We start from the raw sequence: 19,513 nt of genomic DNA, 5'->3' as shown, positions 1-19,513 counted from the left end.
TCCCCCTCGAATCCCGACTCAGCCCACGTCCGCGAGCGCGCGTGACAGCCGCGCGACGATTTCTTCCAGGTCGTCCTGCGTCGCGATGAGCGGAGGCCGCACCTTCACCACGTTGCCGAAGCTGTAGCGGGAGCCCCGCAGCACCAGTTGGTGTCGCTCACCCGCCACGCGGATGAGCGCCAGCGTCTTCTCCACGTCCGGCGAGCCATCCGCGCGCACGATTTCCAGGCCCCACATGTACCCGAGGCCCCGCACGTCGCCGATGCACGGGTAGCGCGTGGCGAGCTGCCCCAGCAGCTCTCCCAACACGATTCCGTTGCGCCGCACGTTGGCCAGCAGGTGGCCGGACGTCATCGCCTTCAACGTCGCGGACGCCGCGGTGAGCGCCAGCGGATTGCACCCCGAGGTGAAGGAGTGCTCGTGGCTCTCCATCACATCCAGCGCGCCCTCGAAGAGCACCGCCGCCACGGGGATGCCGATGCCGCCCAGGCCCTTGGCCAGCGTGACGATGTTCGGCTTGAAGCCGAGCGCCTCCGAGGCGAACAGGTGCCCGGTGCGCCCCATCCCCGTCTGCACCTCGTCCGCGATGAGGAGGATGCCCTTCTCTTCACAGAGCTTGTTGAGCGCCTGGAAGTAGCCGGGGGGAGGCACCACGTTGCCGCCGTTGCCCAGCACGGGCTCCACCAGCATGCACGCCACCGAGCCGCTGCTCGCGTACTCGACGAAGTCGCTGATGCGCTCCACGCACAGCATCCCGCAGCCGGGGTACTTCGCCTTGTAGAAGCAGCGATAACAGTACGGCGCCGGCACCTTCACCGAGTGCGGTGACACCGACTCCGGGAAGCCCTTGCGACGAAACGCGTTGCCCGAAATCGCCGTGGTGAACTGCGTCTGTCCATGATGGGAGAGGAAGAGGCTGAGGATGTCCGTCTTCCCCGTGGCCTTCTGCGCCACCTGCACCGCGCACTCGTTGGCGGTGGAGCCGGTGATGTCTCGCATCCACCCGGCCGTCAGGTGCGCGGGCGCATGCGCGAGCAGCTCCGAGAGCACCTGCTTCGCCTGCCCCGCCATCAACGAGGAGCTGGCGTGCGCCATGCGCCGCAGTTGCTCCATGACGGCGTTCGTCACCTCCGGATGGTCGTACCCCAGAGGCACGTTGAAGGTGCCGGAGGCCGCGTCGAGGAAGGCCGTGCCATCCTCGCGGATCAACCGGATGCCCCGCCCCCGGACGAACTCCTCCGACGAGCGAGCCCCTCCTGACGCGACTTCGGACGCACCCTCTCGTACATCCGGCCCTTCCCCAGAAAGGACCTTCAGGTTGAGATTGGACAAGCGTGTTCCCCCAACGGCGTGAAACGTCCCCCCTTGGACGTTTCAATTCCCCGCGCTGCTGGAGAGTGAACGGAGCCTCGAAAAATCCTTCGGTGAATCAACGGGGGTTGGCCACGCGAAGGCGTCCGGCCAGGATGTCACGCCATGAAGATGGAGCACGTGGAGCAGACGCTGGAGCGCATCGCTCGCGAGGCGCGGGCCACGCCGGGGGGCCTCCTGGCGTTCGACGGAGACGGCACGCTGTGGAGCGGTGACGTCGGCGATGACTTGTTCATGGCCGTGACGGGACGCGACGCCGTGCGCGACGCGGCCCGCCCCCGGATGGAGCAGGTGGCCGCCGCGCACGGCCTGGAGTTGGAGGGCAGCCACAGCACGCTGGCCCGCAGGCTGTTCACCGCCTTCCAGGCCGGCCGCATCGCCGAGCACGACATCTGCGAGATGGCGACGTGGCTGTTCGCCGGCTGGGAGGTGGAGGAGCTGCGCGCCTTCGCTCGCGGCGTGGTGGAGTCACACGGCGTGGCCGAGCGCGTCCACCCGGAGGTGCGCCGCGTGGTGGACTGGGCCCGTGAGAACGACATCCCCTGTTACGTGGTGAGCGCCTCGCCGTTCGCCGTCGTGGAGGCCGCCGCGCGCGTGGTGGGCATCCCCTCCGAGCACGTCATCGCCAGCACCCCCCAGTCCTCGGGCGGCACGGTGCTGCCGGACGTCATCGCCCCCATCCCCTACGGCCCCGGGAAGGTGACGTGTCTGAGGGCGCGCACCGAGCGGCCCCTGTATGCCGCCTTCGGGGACAACGTGTTCGATTTGGAGCTGCTCACCGAGTCCCGGGTGCCTGTCGCGGTGCGTCCCAAGCCCCGCCTGCTGGAGCGCGCGGACCGCCTGCCCCCGCTGGTCCAATTGCACCCGGTGACCGCCCGCTGACAGCGTCGGCTGGGGAACGCGTCCGGCGAGCTTTTGGCGGCGCCCTCGGGCGCGTCCGTGCTAACTGGAGGCGCCTTCACTTACTCGAAACAACCGCCACGGAGAGACACAGTCATGCCGCTCATCGCCCTGCGTCCCCTGCTCGACTACGCCGCCGCCAACAACTTCGGGGTCGCCGCGCTCAACGTCAACAACATGGAGCAGATCCAGGCCATCATGGAGGCCGCTCGCGCCACCCAGAGCCCGGCCATCATCCAGGCGTCGCGCGGGGCGCGGAAGTACACCAACGACTTGTTCCTGCGCAACCTGATGCAGGCCGCGGTGGAGCTCTACCCGGAGATTCCGGTGGTCATGCACCAGGACCACGGCAACTCGCCGGAGACCTGCATCAGCGCCATCCGCATGGGCTTCACCAGCGTGATGATGGACGGCTCGCTGGAAGATGACGGCAAGACGCCCTCCAGCTACGAGTACAACGTCGCCGTCACGCGTGAAGTCGTGAACGTGGCGCACCGCTTCGGCGTGTCGGTGGAAGGTGAGCTGGGCGTGCTGGGCTCGCTGGAGCACGGCATGGGCGAGAAGGAAGATGGCCACGGCGCCGAGGGCAAGCTCACGCTGGACCAGCTCCTCACGGACCCGGACCAGGCGGTGGACTTCGTCAACCGCACGGGCATCGACGCGCTCGCCGTCGCCATGGGCACCAGCCACGGCGCCTACAAGTTCTCCCGCAAGCCCAGCGGCGACGTGCTCGCCATGAGCCGCATCGAGGAGATCCACAAGAAGATCCCCAACTGCCACCTGGTGATGCACGGCTCCAGCTCCGTGCCCAAGGAGCTGTGCGACATCATCAACGCCAACGGCGGTCGCATCAAGGAGACCTACGGCGTGCCGGTGGAGGAGATTCAGCGCGGCATCCGCGCGGGCGTGCGCAAAATCAACGTCGACACCGACAACCGGCTCGCCATCACCGGCGCCATCCGCAAGGCCTTCTTCGCCAAGCCGGAGGAGTTCGACCCGCGCTACTACCTGACCCCCGCGCGCGCGGCGATGCAGGCCATCTGCGAGGAGCGGATGAAGCAGTTCGGCCAGGCCGGCCACGCGAAGAAGGTGCCGCACGTCACGCTGGAGCAGATGGCGCGCGACTACACGGCCGGCAAGTTCGGCGAGAACGCGCGGCCCGACACCGTCGTCGGCGCCCAGAAGAAGTAGTTCAACGCGTCGGGAGCTTCGGGGGAGGACCGCCTGCCGTGGCGGCTCCCCCGAGCTGCTTCATGAGGCGACCGTGGCTCACTTCTTCTCGCCCGCGAGCGCCGTCGCCATGTTCTGCGTCTCGTTCTCCACCTGGTAGTCGGCAATCACACGCCGGCCCTCCTTGGGAGTCTGCTTCAGCCTGAGTGCCTCCAGGCTCAGGGGCACCACCGCGCCCTCGTCGGGTTGGACGTAGAGGACGCTGCCCTCCAGCGCCACGACGTCGCCCTCAATCTGACGGGTGCGCTTGGGGTCTGGCGTCAGGTCTACGTCGGGCCCCTGGACGATGCGGGTCATGCCCTGGGTGGGCGTGACGTCGGCGCCAATCATGCCGCCCACGTTGAGCGGGGGGACGTTGCCGGCGAGGTTGCCCGTGCGGTCCAAATCTATCTCCAACCGCTCCTGTTCCGCCGTGTTCTGCTGGGGGTCCCTCGCCAGACCCGCGGTGGGCGCCGCCAGCGCCGCCAACACCGGGGCGGCCAGGGCGATGCGCTTCCACCGACTGGACATCGTTCTTCGCGTCATGACTCGTACTCCGGCTGGGGGTCCTTGGACCCGTCTCCCCCGAAGGTAGGCCACGACGTGACGCTCACGCCTGGACCGTGCCCCGGCCACCTCCCAGCGAGGCGGGCCACCGCTCCCGCCGAGTGTTCAGCCGTCGAACGCCACCGCCCCAGGGGGCCGGGAACAGGCTAGGGTGCACCCGCAGGGCCCGGCGGGCGCCCTCCTGACGGAGGAAGCGCCGGGGCTCCATCCGCGCCGCACACCGGCGCCCTATCGCGCCGTACACCGGCGCCTATCGCAGAGGCCGCACGTGAACGGTCGCACCAACGAGCACCGCATCGCCCTTTTTCTCGACTTCGAGAACCTCGTCACCAACACCGGTATCAGCGCTTCCAACTTCGACCTCCAGCCCTCGCTCGACCGGCTGCTGGAGAAGGGGAAGGTGGTCTTCCGTCGCGCCTACTGCGACTGGTCCCGCTTCAACGAAGCGAAGATGGGCCTGCACCGGTTCGGCGTGGAGCTCATCGACGTGCCCCCCTCCACCCGCGCGGGGAAGAACGGCGCGGACATGCGCCTGGTCATCGACGCGCTGGAGCTGTGCTACGCGCGAGAGAGCATCGACACGTTCGTCATCGCCTCCGGCGACAGCGACTTCTGCCCGCTCGCCTACAAGCTGCGTGAGAACGGGCGCACCGTCATCGGGTTGGCGGTGAAGGAGTCCACCTCCCCCCTCTTCGTCAACGCGTGCGACGAGTTCATCTACCTGCGCACCACGCGCCAGCGCTCGGAGAAGGGCGACAAGGGCCGTCATGGCGCGGCGGCCGAGGAAGCGGGGCATGGCAAGCGGGGCCGCCATGGCCGCGATGCGACGGGCAAGGCCGGCAAGGCCGAGGTGGAGAAGGCCGCGCCCTCGGGTGGCAAGGGCCACTCCAAGACGGAGGTCCCGGAGATTGCCCGCGAGGTGGTGCAGAACCTGATTGCCCGCGCCACCGGCCCGGTCAATCCCTCGCTCATCAAGGAGACCATCGTCCGCAAGGAGCCGGACTTCGACGAGCGCGAGCACGGCTTCCCCACGTTCGCCAAGCTGCTCGCCGCGCTGGAGACGGAAGGCGTGCTGCGCCGCATCCAGCAGGGCCGCCAGTGGTACGTCGTCGGTCCGGACGCGGACCTCGCGGGTGGCAGCGAAGCCAAGAGCGAAGGCAAGGGCAAGAAGCAGGGCCGGGGCCGCAACACCGAAGAGTCTGAAGACGAGCTCGAGTCGTACCCGGACCCCGAAGAGGACGACGGGCTCTAGTCGTCGTTGCTTCGTCGCTCCCGCTCCGCCTCCCCTGAGTAGAACCTCGGGGAGGTGTGAGCCCAGGGCGAAGGTCGCCGGAAAATGGCGACCGCACGAGTGGGGGGACGAACCGTTGATGCCCATGCGCCACGCGGGACTCTTCAAGGAACTCACGCCCGAGTTGCTGGACGCCCCCTCCCTCGCGGAAGCGAAGGAGGGCCTGCCGGTGGAAGACCGGGCCCGCGCCGCCGCCTACCTGAGACAGGCCTCCGTGCTGTCCGCCAGCAGCGGCTGCGATGATGACTGGTTCACCGGCGAGAAGAACGTCGCCCTGAGGTACTCACGGACCGACGGCGCCTGGATATGGACGGACGTCCTGGCCCACTACGTGGAGAAACACGGCGTGGCGCTACCCCAGGACCTGCTGGAGCACATGCGGGCCCAGGACTGGCACTGTCCCGTGCTCACCCAGCAGCAGTTGATTGAGGTCTCCGAGGAGCTCTTCAAGGAGCTGAAGAAATCCAAGAAGTTACGGCGACGTTCCTGACGTCGTCTGTAACACGCGACGCTACAAGCGCCCCGCCGTTGTAACGGCGGGCGCTACAGCGCTTCCGACTCTTGCTCGGAAGACTTCATTGGCACGTCCACTGCTCTGTGCGGGGTAGCCGGTTCTCTGTCCCCCCGCCGGCTTCATCCCCAGAGCAGGAGTACACATGTCACAGGGTTATTTCCGCCGCCGCCTCACCCAGGCGTTGGTGCTGATGGGAGCGCTGAGCGCTCCCTCCGCCTTCGCCGTCGTGCAGGACTCTCACGGCGCTCGCAACCACGACGCCCGCATCGCCCACAACGTCGGCGTGAAGAAGGCCGTGAGCGCGCTGCAGAAGGACCGGGAAGCCTCGCTGCGCCGCAACGTGCCCGAGCTGCGAGTGGAGCATGACGCCTCCACGGGCCTGGTCCGCTCGCTCGTCAACCCGGTGGGTGCGCTGTCCGGCCGCAGCAGCGGCGACGCGCTCGCCATCGGCCTCTCCTTCGTCCAGTCGCAGCGGGAGCTCCTGGGCCTGGAGCTGACGGACCTGGCGAACCTGGAGGTCACCGACCGCGTCTACTCGCGGCAGAGCGGTGTCACCCACCTGTACCTGCGCCAGACGCACCAGGGCCTGCCGCTCTACAACGGCCAGTTGCAAATCAACGTGGACGGCGAAGGCCGCGTGGTCAGCGTGCACAGCGACTTCCTGCCCTCGCTGGCCCGCGCCGTGCCGAGCACCCAGCCCCGCCTGGACGCCGCCGCCGCCGTCTCCGGGGCCGCGCGTCACCTGGGTCTGAAGCCGCTGACGGCGCCTCGCGCGCTGGAGAAGGACACAGGCCCGCGCCAGCGCACCCGCGTGGAGCAGTCCGGTGTGTCCACCGAGCCCATCGAAGCGCAGTTGGCGCTGCTGCCCGTCAACCAGGGCGACGCCCGGCTGGTGTGGAACTTCCAGGTACACACGCCCGACCGGCGGCACGTCTACGACCTCACGGTGGACGCCACCACGGGCGAGGTGTGGACGCGCTTCGACTGGATTGCCTCGGACGCCTACTCCGTCTATCCGCGCCCCGTGGAGAGCCCCATCCACACCACGCCGCTGCCGCCCATGGACGCGCGGCTCAGCCTCCTCAATCCCGCCAACACCACGGCGTCGCCGTTCGGCTGGCATGACACCGACGGCGTCGTCGGCGCCGAGTACACCCTCCACCGCGGCAACAACGTCCATGCCTACGACGACATCGACGACAACAACCTGCCGCCCGCCGTGGAGCCCGACTGCGGGACGGCGCTCACCTGCAGCTTCCTGTTGGACTTGAGCCTCGGCCCGAGCGCGTACACGTCGGCGGCCGTCACCAACCTGTTCTACTGGAACAACATCATCCACGACATCCAGTACCAGTACGGCTTCGACGAGGCGGGCGGCAACTTCCAGGTCAACAACTACGGCAACCCCGGCCTGGGCAACGACTACGTGCGCGCCGAGGCGCAGGACGGCGAGGACGTCAACAACGCCAACTTCTACACCCCGCCGGATGGTCAGCGTCCGCGCATGCAGATGTACACGTGGACCACCACCGTCCCGGGTCGGGATGGTGATTTGGACAGCGGCATCATCGTCCACGAGGCCGGCCACGGCATCTCCAACCGCCTGGTCGGCGGCCCCAGCAACGTGTCCTGCCTCAACAACAACCAGGCGCCGGGCGAGGGCATCAGCGACTTCCTCGCGCTCGTCTACACCGCGCGCCCCACGCACACCGGCCCGCAGGGGCGCGGCATGGGCACCTACGCGCTGGGCCAGCCCACCACCGGCCTGGGCATCCGCGCGAAGCGCTACAGCACGAACCAGACGGTGAACAACTGGACGTACGCGAGCATCAGCGGCATGGCCGTTCCGCACGGCGTGGGCTCCGTCTTCGCCCAGGCGGCGTGGGAGGCGTACTGGGCCCTGGTGGACCGCTGGGGCTTCAACAGCAACCTCTACAACGCGACGGGCAGCGCCGGTAACCAGCGCATGATGCTGTACCTGACCGAGGGCCTGAAGAACACGCCCTGCAGCCCCACCTTCACCCAGGTGCGCGACGGCATCATCGCCGCGGCGACGACGCTGCACGGCGGCGAGGACGTGTGCCGGCTGTGGACGGCGTTCGCCGGCTTCGGACTCGGCTCGAACGCGGTGTCGGGCACCGCCAACAGCACCTCGCCCACCAACGGCTTCGCCGTGCCCGCTGCCTGCGAGACGGACGTGTGGGGCAAGGACAAGCCGTGGGACACGGGCAACGAGCCGGACGCCGCCACCGCGTCCAACGGCATGTGGGAGAGCGAGGACATCTGGGTCCGCAACTCAACCACCAACGGTCCGCACGAGAACCCGGAGTTCGGTCAGACGAACTACGTCCACGTGAAGGTGCGCAACCGCAGCACGGTGGCCGCGCACAACGTGGTGGTGAAGGTGTACGGCACCAACGCGGCCACCAGCACCTCGTGGCCGGCCGGTTGGACGGAGCTGGGCCAGGCGACGGTGGTGTACCTGCCGGGCGGCGCGGATGACGAAGTCGTCGTCGAGTGGAACCCGGCCGTCCAGGGCCACTACTGCCTGCTGGCGCGGCTGGTGACGCCGGCCGACCCGATGACGACGTTGGAGATTGGCAACCCGGACTACAACACCCGCCAGAACAACAACATCATCTGGCGCAACACCAACGTGGTGAACATGGTGCCGTTCGGCTTCTCCAACGCCACGTTCATCCTGCGCAACACGCTGCGCGAGGCGCGCCAGTTCAACGTGCGCTTCCGTGAGCTGAACGTGGACGTGAAGCGGCCGTTCATCGGGCGCGGCACCATCGTCGTGGACCTGGGCCAGGAGCTGACGGCGCTGTGGGAGAAGAACGGCGGCAAGGCCGAGGGTATCGAGCGCGTGGGTGAGACGCAGTTCCGCGTCGCCGACCCGACCCGCGCGGTGTTCCAGATTCCCCTGCAGCCGCTGCAGGAGTTCAACGTCGGCCTGGAGTTCAAGGACAACGAGTTCACCGGCAAGCAGACGGAGGACTTCGAGCAGTTCGACTTCGCGGCGGTGCTGGAAGACCCGGCGGCCGAGGGGAAGACCCGCGATATCGGCGGCGTGACGTACTACCTGCGCGTGGCGAAGCAGTAGGCGCCTCGCCAGCCGCTTGAAATGAATGAGGCCGGGTGGAGCCGTTCGGGCCACCCGGCCTCTTCATGTCCGCGGCTCGCTCTCAGCGGGCCCGTCGACTCGGAGACTCGCTCAGGACGCGGCGCGGGGCGTGGTCGCCTCGCACAGGTGCTCCAGGAACTCGGGCAGCAGGGCGGAGGAGATGATCCACAGCTTGCCCTCGCCCAGGTCGGCCAGGGCGGCGCGCTCGACGTACTCCACGCACGTGGACTCCACGTAGTGGACGAACACGCGGCGACCGCGCGGCCGGTACCACTCCGCCGCGTGCGCCAGCAGCGCCAGCATGGCCCGCTGCGCCTCCGGCAGCGCGTCATCCACCAGCGGGAACAGGCGCACGCCGTCCAGCACGTTGAAGAGGTTGAGGCCCGGCTGCGCCGACTCCAGCACCGCCAGCGCCACCGCGCGGCCGTCGACGCGGGCCACGCGCAGTTCGCGCTCGCGGCCCAGGCCGGCCTCGCCCCACTTCGTCCGCGCGCGCGACAGGTCGAAGCGCTCCTCCACCAAATCGAGCGCCTCGCGGTAGGCCACCGGACGGGTGCGCTCCACTTCCTGGAAGAAGCGCGCGCGCTCGGCGTCGGTGGGCACTCCGACGTCGACGTCCGCGGGCACCTCCCACTGGCGCTCCACCTCCGCCTCCATCAGCCGGAAGGGCGTGAGGGACGCCTGGCCGGTGTGCTCGTACCAGTGGGCGAAGTCGAACTTGGTGAAGCGCACCCAGCGCACGTTCGCCTCGCAGAAGGCGATGAACCACTTCACGTCCGGGTCCACCTGCGTGGGCTCGTAGCCGCGCAGGTAGATGTCGCGCAGCGCCTCGCGCGCCGAGGAGCGCTGACCGGGCACGGCCTGGCGCGCGAGCTGATGCGCCATCCACGTCCCCTCGTACGGCTTCACCACCGACAGCGTGGCCTCCAGCGAGTCACCCGACGGGCGCACCACCCGGTAGCCCAGCTTGGTGCGGCCTTCGAGCCGTTCCTGCGTGGCGTCGAACCAGGGACGCTCCTCCACGAAGTCCTCGGGCGACTTGCCCGGCAGGCCGAAGTAGCCGGAGCCCTGGAAGAGCTTCCACGTCGCATCGCCCCAGTCGCCCTCCACGCGGGTGGACGGGTGCATCTGCGCCTCCACCAGCGCGCGCCACGCCCGAGCGCCCTCCGCGTCCAGCGGCCGCACGGACATGCCGCACCGACGTCCCGCCGCGGTGCCGGAGATGTTGCGCACCTCCGCGCGCAGCCGCACCGGCGCCAGGCCCTCCATGGCCACCTCGAGCACCGGCTGACGCAGGCCCGGGTACAGCAGGTCCTCGCCCGGCTCCGTCATGAAGGCCAGGCCCTCGTAGGACAAGTCCAGCACGGGCCGCTTCACATGCACTTGCGGCCACATGGGGTGGTTGAAGGACAGCGTGCACGGGCTGCTCGGCGGCGCGCGACGCAGCCAGCGGTGACGGTAGCGCACCAGCTCCGAGGGCACCGGCATCACCACCCAGCCGTCCTCCTCGCGCGCCTCGCTCACGTCCAGGTGCACCACGCTGCTGTAGCCGAACGCCTCCAGCACGAAGGGGCCCTGGAGCATGGGGCCATCGAAGCGCCAGCCCATGCGGTTGTTGAGCGCGTCGAAGAAGACCGCCGTGACGGAGACCTTCTGCCCGTCCGCGGTGCGCGCCATGCCGCGCGCCTGACGACCCGCGAGCGCCTCGCAGATGCGCGCGACGCGCTCCTTGCGGTCGATGCGCTCCTTCCACACCGGCCGCGTCTCCGGCGGCAACAAGAGGCCGTTGTCGCGCAGCGCCTCCAGCACCGTGACGATGCGACGGCCCGCGTCCAGCGGCGGCGACACGAAGCGAAGGCTGACCTCCGGCCTTGTTCCGCGCACCTCCATCACCTCCGCGTCCAGCGACGTCGCCCAGCGCTCACCCTGGCCCAGCACCACCGACGCGGCCTGCCCCGGACGCGGCAGCGCGTTCGAGTCCAGGTGCAGCGTCAGGTGCTCCAGCGAGAGCTGAATCAGCCGGCCCGGCGTGTCGCTGTTGCCGAACGAAGCCACCGCGGTCAGCTCCGTCCCCACCCGGTAGCCGAGCACCGACTCCCGGCCGCGCGTCCCGTCCCGTGTGTCCGCCTGCATGCCAGCTCCGTTGTGTGAATGGAGACGAGTGTACGACTTCGGGCGAAAGGAAGCAGTCCCCCGGTATGGGTACCACCAGGGTGAACCGGGGTTCATATAGCCTGACCATTCTCAACAGGCCGGAAACTTGTTCCTCGGTACAGGCGTGGCGGAACCACATTGGGTGCGGGCCACCCCTGGGATTCAAGGACAGCGCGGCTCGATGAACGAGGACAGACCGTCCGGACCGGCGTCGGGTCTGCTTCCACCCACGGCATAAACGCGTCCGTCGGCGCCTCCCACGAGGGTATGGCCCAGACGGGGCGTCGACATTGACGCAGCAGGAGTAAAGCGCTCCGACGCGGGGTCGAACCATGCGGCAGAAGCCCCTTCCCTGTCCTCGACGTACACCCAACCGTTGCCCGCGAGAACCGCGCGCGGCGCGGCGCGAGGTGCGTCCATGGAGGACAGCTCCCGCGCCCTCACCACCCCGGCATTCCGCTCCAGGAGGAATGCGCGCGAGGACGGGACGATGCCGCCTTCGCGTCCGCCGAGGATGAGCGCCCGTCCCGACTTCAGCTCCACCACCGCGGGCGACATCAGCGAGGTGGGCAGGAGCGGCCCGGCGCCGAGCAGTCCTGGGGGTGCCACGACATCCGTCCGCTCGGAGGGGGTGAGGCTGGTACAGCCTCCCGCGAGCACGAAGGCGTCTCCCAGCACCGCGCCTCCCGTGGGGCATTTCAGGGAGAGCCGGCCCAGACTCTCCCAGGCCCCCGCGTTCTCGCCGCGCAGCGTCATGCGGATCGCCGAGTCCGTCGTGGGCCTGCCGAGCCCCGCGGTGAGCTCTCCTCCGGCGATCACCCCTTCCGCTCCGAGCCGGCCCGCGAGCACGCGGCGAAAGCCCAGGGGTGGGGAGAAGGGGATGAGGGTGGTGCCGCCATCGGTGTCGAGCCACTCTGCGCTCGGCTCGAGCACGTCTCCCTCTCGCACGCCGCCGAGCACCACCACGGCGCCGTCATCCAGCACCAGCGCGGCGGCCTCCGCGCGGTCCACGGCGAGGTCGCTCGCGATGAAGCGGCCGGTTTCGGGGAAGAAGATCTCCACGGTGGAGACGGGTTTGCCCGCGCCATCGCGGCCTCCCAGCATCACCAGCGCTCCAGCATGGGGGCCTGTGGAGGGAGCGACGACCAGGGGGTCCGAGCGACGCGCGAAGCCCGGGCGTTCGGTGATGACGCCCGTGACGCCACCGGGACAGGCGCACACGCTGTTCGCGCAGACGAGTCCTCCGGGCTGACAGCTGGCGCCGACACAGTCGGGGTCCGCGCAGTCACCGAGCCCGTCACCGTCGTCGTCCACGCCGTTGTCGCAGGACTCCACGGGAGGACCGGCGTCTGGCGGCTCGGGGACGGCGGGCAGGGTGAGCGACAGCCTGGCGCCGGAGCCGGGAGTGAGCGCGGCTTCGCCAGAGGCGGTGGACTGGATGATGCCGGAGCGCTCGGCGGTGGCGCGCACGAAGACGCGGGTGCCTTCGGGCGTGGCGGGGCCGGACTCGAAGTTGAAGGTGGCGGGGAGGCGGAGTGCGGCGCCCTCCAGCGTGGCCACGGCGAGGGGCGTGCCATCTGGAAGGGAGGCGATGACAGACAGACGGTCGAAGTCCACGACAGGCGTCAGCGGACCGTCGACCACCACATGGACGCCACCGGGCGTCTTCTCGCACGCGAGCAGCGTCGACAGCAGAGCGAGCGTCAGGACTCGGAACGCGGCACGCATTTGCCCCACTGTAGTGCAGCCCGGCGCGCGAGCGAGGGCCCCCCTTGAGAGAGGGTCGTGCCTCTCGGGACAGCACAGGCTCTCTCACGAGTGTATCTGCCTCATCGGGCCGGTAGCTGGCCTCCGCGAGAGTGCCACCCTCGAACCCGGTGCGACTCCTCTCGACAAAGCATCTGCCTCCTCGAGCCAGGACCGGACCGGCCCCCACGAGAGTGCCGCCTTGCGGCCGGTACGACTCATCTGACGTGCGGGCGCCTCGCGGACGAGGGAGCGTGCGTGCCTTCCCCGCCTCGCCGCGATGGAACGTCGTCGCGCGACGGGTTAGTGGAGGGATTCCTTCCCGTTCCGAGGCCCCATGCCCCTGTCCACCCTCTGCCTGCGCTGCGGCATGTGCTGCGACGGAACCCTCTTCACCCACGTCTCGCTCCAACCAGAGGAAGCCCAGGCCCTGGAGCGGCGCGGAGTGCCCCTCGACCGGCGCGAGGACGGAGTTCCCGCGCTCGCGCAGCACTGCTCCGCGCTGGATGGGCGCACGTGCACCGTCTACGCGGACCGCCCGGGGAGCTGCCGCCGCTACCACTGCCAGCTCTTCGCCGCGCTGTCGGAGAAGGAAGTCACGCTCGACGAGGCGCTCGGCATCGTCGACCAGGCCCACGCATGGGTGGACGCCATCGCACGCGAGCTGCCTCCCGCCACCGAAGGCGAGCCTCGCTCGGTGATGCAGCGAGCCCGCCGCGCCGCCAAGGCCCACCCCGAGCAACCCCTGTCCTCCAAGGCCCAGGACGCCTACGCGAGCGCCGAGTACTACCTCGACAAGCACTTCCGCGGACGCTTCGGCCGTCGCGGCTGACGTCGGTGGGAATCCAGGTGCCTGGTGGGCCCGCGTGGATACGATGCGCTTCCGCGCCCGGGACTGTCACGCGCTCGCATGCATGCGGCACCCGCGCCCTCACGAGGTCCCTTTCATGAAGACGCAGCTTCCCGCCCTCGCCGTGACGACCTTCGCGCTGCTCGGCGCGCCGCTGGCCCAGGCCGGTGACGAACTCCCCACGCAGTCAGCGTCCGCCGACCTGAATGGCGACGGCAAGCCGGAGGCCATCGCCGTGAAGTGGAAGGAGGGCGACGAGGAGTTCGTCCTCACCGCCGGCACCGCCACGCTCCGCGGCAAGACGGACTCGGAGGTCCTCGGCCTCTCCATCATCGACGTGGACAGCGGAGACAAGCGCAAGGAAGTCGCCGTGCACACGGGCATGACGGACAACGACAGGCTCACCACCGTCTACGCCTTCGATGGCAAGAGCCTCAAGGCGCTGGGCAGCGTCCACGCCCTCACCGAGGTGAAGGGCAACGGCATCATCCTCTCCGACAGCTGGGAGCAGTTCTGGAACCGGCGCGACAAGTTCGCCCTGGATGCCAAGGCCGGCAAGCTCTCCCTGGTACCGCAGGAGCTGTACTACGTCGGCCAGGAAGCCACCGTGCGAGAGGGCTTCCCCATCACCCACTCACGCACCGACAAGAAGCCCGTGGCCACCCTCGCGGCGGCGTCGAAGATTCTCGTGCTCGCCGCCGCGCCCGTCCCCGTGCAGGGCGGACGCTCCACGTCGTTCGTCTACCTCGTGAAGTCCTCCACCGGGCTGCTCGGCTGGGTGAGCCACGACACGCTGCTGGCGAAGACCGAGGGACTGACGGTCGCCGGGTAGTCCCGCTCACCGTGACGCGTCGAGCGACGCGCGCGCGAGCAGGGCTTCTTCCAGCAAGGGCAGGCGCTCATCCTCGGGCCTTGCCTGACGCAGCCACTCCAGCGCGCGCTTCGCCCGGCCCAGGTCTCCCTCGAACACGAGGAAGCCCGTCGCCTGCAAGCGCTGCTCGGCCGTCGCATCCTTCGCGCCCAGCACCGCCTCCCAGCTCAGCGCCGCCTCATGGGGCGCACCCAGCTCCTGGAACAACTTCGCCCGTGTCTCCGCCACCGACGCGGCCTCCACCCCACCCGGCGTCCCGCGCGGGAGCCGGGCCAGGGTGTCACGCGAGCGCTCGAACAACGCGCGCAGCTCCGGGATGACGGTGTCACCCGGGGACATCGACTCCAGGCGCTGAAGCTGTGTGAGCGCGGAGTCGAAGCGCCCCGCGCGCGCGAAGGCCATGGCCAGATTGAGATGCCCTCTCCGGTAACCGGGCTGCTGTCGCACCATGTCTTCAAAAAGGGTGATGGCCTCCGCGTGCTGACCCAGCTTCGTCAGGCACAGCGCCAGGTTGTTGTAGCCCTTGATGCCGGTGAAGCGACTCTTCTGGCGCACCGACTGGCGCAGGTGTCCGAGCGCCTCCTCGTATCGGTGCGCTTCCATGTAGAGCCCGCCCAGTTGCTGCTGGACGAAGGCGTCATCGGGGCCAGACACCTGCTCCGCCACCCGCCACAGCCAAAGCTCGTCCATCCAGTCGCGGTTGCGCAGATGCGTCGCCCCGGCGAAGGCCGTGAGCGTCACGACGGCCACGGCCAGCCCCGCCCTCGGACGCAACCGGGCGGCTCGCTCGAGCGGTGCCGCCAGCGCCACCACGCCCATCGCCACGGGCACGTAGAGGAAGCGGTCCGAGGCCAACGTGTGCAGGCCCAGGGGAATGGCATGGAGCACCAGCGCCAGCGCGCACGCGGCCGTCGCCAACGCGGCCTTCTCCAGCGGCGTGAGCAGGCCTCCCCACTTCCACAGGGACAGCCCCAGCGCGGCGAGGACCCCCGCGCCCAAGAGGACCCAGGCGAGGGGATGCTCGCCCAGGACTCCCTGCTGGAGACGCGGGCGCAGCGCATCCACGAGCATCACCGCGTAGTGCCCCAGCGCGGCGAGCCCGGCCTCGGCGCGCTCGAGCAGCGACAACCCCGACGAGGCTCCCGCGTCCAGCTCCCGCACGTCCGAGCGCAGCGCGTTCAGCCGCAGGCCGCCATACAGCGCGAGCGCCACGCCCATGGGCAGCAGGTTTCGCACGGCCTGTCCGAAGCGGCGCTCCCTCGCGCGCACGGCGGTGAGCTCCAGCACGACGAGCCCCACCACGCCGGCCACCGCCACCTCCTTGCAGAGCAGGCCCGTCAGCACCAGCGCCGCCGCGCCCCAGCGCCGTGAGGCCGTGTCCGCGCGGTACACGAGCAGCGCCCCCAACGTGAAGACCGCCGCCAGCACATCCGTGCGTCCGGCAATCCACGCCACCGACTCCGTCAACCGGGGGAAGACACCAAACGCCGCGGCGCCCACCGCCGCGCCCCAGGGCGAGGCACCCGCTCGTCGGCACAGCAGGAACACCCACGCCACCACCACCAGGTGGAAGAGCAGGTTCATCAGGTGGAAGCCCTCGGGCGCGCCTCCAAAGAGCGCGTACTCCACCGCGTAGCCGAGCGTCACCAGCGGCCGGTAATAGCCGCGAGAGACGCCCATCGGGTCGCTCCAGAACATCCGCGTGAAGTAGTCCGGCAGCGGCGCCAGCTCGCGCACCACCTCCTGCTCCTCGATGAGCGAGTGGTCGTCCCAGACGAAGCCGCCTCGCACCGCGTTGCCGTACGCGAGCGCCACCAGCAGCAATGGCAGCAGCACGGCCCGGCGCCGCAAGCGGGCGCGCGCGTCCTCGACGACGGGAGGGGAGGGTTCGCTCATGAAGAGGGCGGGAGTCTATCGCCCCCCGCTCGAAGGGCGGCGACCTTCCCTTGGGGAGCGAGCGGGAAGCCCGCCGTGCGTCCGCCTACTCGACCAGGGACAGCTCCACGCGGCCAAGCTGCTCGTCGGTGGCGGCCACCTTCACCTTCACTGGCATGCCCACGGTGAAGGTCCGCTCCTTGCCCACGAGGGACAGCTCGCGCGCATCCGGACGGAAGGGTCCGCCGCCCGGCAGTCCTTCCGCCGGCAACATCCCCTCCACCAACATGCCGTCCAACTGCGCCACCAGCCCGAAGGGCCGCACCCGGACGATGCGCGCGGAGAACTCCCTGCCCACGTGCCCCGCCAGCCACCGCGCTTCCAGCACGTGGTGCCGGTCCGCCTCGGCGCGATTCGCGGCGCGGGCCCGCGCGTTGATGTGCACCGCCAGCGCCTCCATCGCCGGGTCCTCGTCCAGGTAGTCGCGGCGGCCGTGCAGGTAGCCCTTCAGTGTGCGGTGCACCGCGAGGTCCGCGTACCGACGGATGGGCGACGTGAAGTGCAGGTACAGCGGCGCCGCCAGTCCGAAGTGCGGCCCCGGCTTCACGGTGTAGCGAGACGGGCCCAGCGAGCGCCGCAACACCGAGCGCAGCGCGGGCTCCGCCGCCGCGCCCGCGATTTGCCGGTCGAACGCCGTCAGCGCCAGCGGCGTCAGCTCGCGTCCGAAGCCCGCCGCGAAGCCCGAGTGTTCCGCGAACGCATTCAGGTCCGCCACGCGCAGCGGGTCCGGCTGCTCATGCACGCGGAACACGCCCGGCAGGCCGCGCACCAGCATCCACATGGCGATGGCCTCGTTCGCCGCCACCATGAAGCGCTCAATCATCCCGTGCGCGGACGTGGGCTGCTCGTTCACCAGTCCGGAGAGTTCGCCCGTCGCCGCGTCGAAGGTGAACCGCGCTTCATCTCGCGCGAACTCCATGCCGCCGCGAGCGCCGCGCGCCACCGCCAGTCGCGCCGCCGCCAACCGGAACCACGGCATGACGTCCCGCACCGGCTCCATGGGCGCGGACACCTCGCCCCGGTCCAGGAAGGCCGCGACTTCTTCGTAGTTCAGCCGCGCCCAGGAGCGGATGACGCTCTCGTACACGTCCGCCGCCGTCACCCGGCCCTGTGGGTCGATGCGCAGCTCCACCGTGAGGCAGCGTCGCTCCTTGCCCGGCACCAGGCTCAGCCAGTCCGAGGACAGCGACTCCGGCAACATCGGCAGCACGCGCCCCGCCATGTACACACTGGTGGCCCGCTCGCGCGCCTGCGAATCCAGCGCGGTGCCTTCCTTCACGAGCTCGCTCACGTCCGCGATGGACACCAGCAGCCGCAGCGCTCCATCCGGCCCCGCGGGCAGCACGGAAATCGCGTCGTCGATGTCTCGCGTGGACGGCGCATCCACCGTCACCGTCGGCACGTCGCGCAAGTCACGTCGCGCGCCCACCTCGTGCGGCACCTCGCGGGCGACTCGCGCGTCCTCCAGCGACTCGGGGGAGAAGTCCTTGCTCAGCGCGTGCCGGGCGATGATGCGCTCCAGCGAGCGGTCCTCTCCGGGCTCGATGCGGTAGAGCAGAGAGAGCTTGCCGTCGGTGATGCTCGCCACCACCGCGTCGCCGTGCTGGACGCGCGTGGTGCCCGGGTCGAGCACCCAATCCGCGTTGCCCACCTCGCGGTCGATGCGCAGGTAGAACAGGCCCTTGCGGGCGACGACTTCGCCGTAGACGCGGGTGCGGGGCCGCTCCACCAGCGTCAGCCCGCTGGCCGTCCAGCGCCCGTCCGCGCCCGCCGTCACGGTGCCGGTGACGATGTCTCCGGCCAGCAGCGGGTTGAGGTCGGGGGGAGGAATGAAGGCGGACAGCACCTCTTGCGTGCCGGGCGCCTGCACGGTGAGGAAGCCGAAGCCCCGAGGGTGAACGTCGATACGGCCGGTGACAGCGCGGGGAGAAACAGAAGTATCCATGGAACCTTGGGAGCGCGTCTTAGCCCAGGTCCACCGAGGGACGGGCAGGAGGGACGCGCGGAGTGTGAAGTGAGAGGGGGGCAGCTCCGGGGCCGACTCTCGTAAGGAGCCTGTGCTCGCCGGGGCGCGGAAACCTGAGATGAACGCCGGCCAGGACGCGCGGCCACCGTCTCACCTGACGCCCCTACTCCTTGGGCTTGTCGAGCATCGCCTGTCGATTCTCGAGCGGGCCGAACAGCGTCTCCACCATCTGCTTCATGGAGACACCCCGAGGAAGGGGCGGGGCGGGCAGCCCCTCCTCCGTGTAGACCACGCGTCCCTCCTCGACGACCCGGAACCACGCGCCCCACCAGGCGTACAGGGTGACGTGGCCCTCGGGGTGACGCTTCACCTCGAGCTCTCCCCCTTCCGGTCCCTCGCAGATGACGTCGAGGCGGCCTCCTGGCGGGATGTTGAACGCCATCCCCGTGGGCTCGAACCGGACGTCGACCGACGTGTCCCGCGTGTTCTCGAAGTCGAACCGCACCGTCTTCACACCCATCGCCGAGCCCTCTTCCCGGGCCACTCCCTCCAGCGGCCGTCGGCCCGTTCTCACACAGGTGTTCCCCGAGGTGCCACCGAGGCCTCGGACCACGAGCCCCGGCCCTCGTCCACGGCGTCACGGGTACACCTCCGTCACACATGGCGCCACGACAGAGTCTTCACGGAGGGTGCGTCCCGCGAGGAGCGCGGAGTAGGGTGCCCCTTTGCGGTGGCGAGCGAGCCCCGCGTCCTTCCCGACGGGCGACGAATGAAGACCGAGCTTGGAGTCCACCTGGGCCTGTCCGCGCGGATGGCCCGAAGGAACCTGGGACTGACCCAGGCCGCCGTCGCCGAGCGCCTCGGTGTGGCCCGTGAGGTGTACGCCCGCCTGGAGCGCGGCCACATGCTCCCGAGCATCCACACCCTGCGCGGCCTGTGCACCGTGCTCCACGTCCCACCCCACGCGCTGCTCGCCCTGGACGCCACCATCGAAACGCCCCCCGGCCGCAAG

15 protein-coding genes are annotated in these 19,513 nt (G+C 69.7%); 8 read left to right on the top strand and 7 right to left on the bottom strand.

The features are described 5' to 3' along the window. Positions 1-18: 18 nt before the first annotated feature. Entirely contained in the window at positions 19-1,332 is a 1,314-nt protein-coding gene (locus FJV41_RS08150) for an aspartate aminotransferase family protein (protein ID WP_220137840.1), read from the bottom strand. Between the two features lie 144 nt (positions 1,333-1,476). Between FJV41_RS08150 and FJV41_RS08145 the strand changes: the two genes are divergently transcribed. Then, positions 1,477-2,253, top strand: coding sequence for an HAD family hydrolase (locus FJV41_RS08145; RefSeq protein ID WP_141641856.1), 777 nt, complete (start codon positions 1,477-1,479; stop codon positions 2,251-2,253). 114 nt (positions 2,254-2,367) lie between these two features. Next, on the top strand, positions 2,368-3,462 hold the full coding sequence (gene fba / locus FJV41_RS08140) for a class II fructose-bisphosphate aldolase (protein WP_141641855.1): 1,095 nt from the start codon (positions 2,368-2,370) through the stop codon (positions 3,460-3,462). 78 nt (positions 3,463-3,540) lie between these two features. On the opposite strand, the gene FJV41_RS08135 is transcribed toward fba, so the two are convergent. Beyond that, positions 3,541-4,026, bottom strand: a complete 486-nt coding sequence (locus FJV41_RS08135; protein WP_141641854.1) for a hypothetical protein — start codon at positions 4,024-4,026, stop codon at positions 3,541-3,543. Positions 4,027-4,315: 289 nt separating this feature from the next. Between FJV41_RS08135 and FJV41_RS08130 the strand changes: the two genes are divergently transcribed. The 3 genes from FJV41_RS08130 (at position 4,316) to FJV41_RS08120 (ending at position 8,958) form a co-directional block, all read left to right on the top strand. Beyond that, positions 4,316-5,299 (top strand): NYN domain-containing protein, encoded by a 984-nt coding sequence (locus FJV41_RS08130; RefSeq protein ID WP_141641853.1) that lies wholly within the window; start codon positions 4,316-4,318, stop codon positions 5,297-5,299. A 118-nt stretch (positions 5,300-5,417) separates the two neighbouring features. Further along, positions 5,418-5,828, top strand: coding sequence for a hypothetical protein (locus tag FJV41_RS08125; protein WP_141641852.1), 411 nt, complete (start codon positions 5,418-5,420; stop codon positions 5,826-5,828). Positions 5,829-5,994: 166 nt separating this feature from the next. Beyond that, complete coding sequence (locus FJV41_RS08120) at positions 5,995-8,958, top strand: M36 family metallopeptidase (protein ID WP_246137083.1); 2,964 nt, start codon at positions 5,995-5,997, stop codon at positions 8,956-8,958. A gap of 111 nt (positions 8,959-9,069) precedes the next feature. Here the strand turns inward: FJV41_RS08120 and FJV41_RS08115 are convergent, their stop codons facing one another. After that, positions 9,070-11,112: a PilZ domain-containing protein gene (locus FJV41_RS08115; protein WP_141641851.1), complete on the bottom strand. Its 2,043-nt coding sequence runs from the start codon at positions 11,110-11,112 to the stop codon at positions 9,070-9,072. Between the two features lie 183 nt (positions 11,113-11,295). Next, positions 11,296-12,861 (bottom strand): Kelch repeat-containing protein, encoded by a 1,566-nt coding sequence (locus tag FJV41_RS08110; RefSeq protein WP_141641850.1) that lies wholly within the window; start codon positions 12,859-12,861, stop codon positions 11,296-11,298. 355 nt (positions 12,862-13,216) lie between these two features. Here FJV41_RS08110 and FJV41_RS08105 point away from each other — a divergent pair, with 355 nt between their 5' ends. Beyond that, positions 13,217-13,711 carry a YkgJ family cysteine cluster protein gene (locus FJV41_RS08105; protein WP_141641849.1) on the top strand — a complete coding sequence of 165 codons (495 nt, stop codon included), beginning with the start codon at positions 13,217-13,219 and terminating at the stop codon, positions 13,709-13,711. Positions 13,712-13,826: 115 nt separating this feature from the next. Further along, positions 13,827-14,561: a hypothetical protein gene (locus tag FJV41_RS08100; protein WP_141641848.1), complete on the top strand. Its 735-nt coding sequence runs from the start codon at positions 13,827-13,829 to the stop codon at positions 14,559-14,561. 6 nt (positions 14,562-14,567) lie between these two features. Here the strand turns inward: FJV41_RS08100 and FJV41_RS54550 are convergent, their stop codons facing one another. The 3 genes from FJV41_RS54550 to FJV41_RS08085 all read right to left on the bottom strand — a co-directional run bounded on the left by FJV41_RS54550 (position 14,568) and on the right by FJV41_RS08085 (position 19,075). Then, positions 14,568-16,496 carry a tetratricopeptide repeat protein gene (locus FJV41_RS54550; RefSeq protein WP_141641847.1) on the bottom strand — a complete coding sequence of 643 codons (1,929 nt, stop codon included), beginning with the start codon at positions 16,494-16,496 and terminating at the stop codon, positions 14,568-14,570. Between the two features lie 85 nt (positions 16,497-16,581). Next, on the bottom strand, positions 16,582-18,480 hold the full coding sequence (locus FJV41_RS08090) for a ribonuclease R family protein (RefSeq protein ID WP_141641846.1): 1,899 nt from the start codon (positions 18,478-18,480) through the stop codon (positions 16,582-16,584). A 184-nt stretch (positions 18,481-18,664) separates the two neighbouring features. Beyond that, positions 18,665-19,075: a hypothetical protein gene (locus FJV41_RS08085; protein ID WP_141641845.1), complete on the bottom strand. Its 411-nt coding sequence runs from the start codon at positions 19,073-19,075 to the stop codon at positions 18,665-18,667. Positions 19,076-19,270: 195 nt separating this feature from the next. Between FJV41_RS08085 and FJV41_RS08080 the strand changes: the two genes are divergently transcribed. Further along, a partial coding sequence (locus FJV41_RS08080; protein ID WP_141641844.1) for a helix-turn-helix transcriptional regulator occupies positions 19,271-19,513 on the top strand: 243 nt, incomplete at its 3' end.

It is taken from the genome of Myxococcus llanfairpwllgwyngyllgogerychwyrndrobwllllantysiliogogogochensis, assembly GCF_006636215.1.
Classification (GTDB): Bacteria; Myxococcota; Myxococcia; order Myxococcales; family Myxococcaceae; genus Myxococcus; species Myxococcus llanfairpwllgwyngyllgogerychwyrndrobwllllantysiliogogogochensis.
Note: the sequence above shows the minus strand (reverse complement) of the source record. Positions and strands in the feature narration are given on the sequence as shown.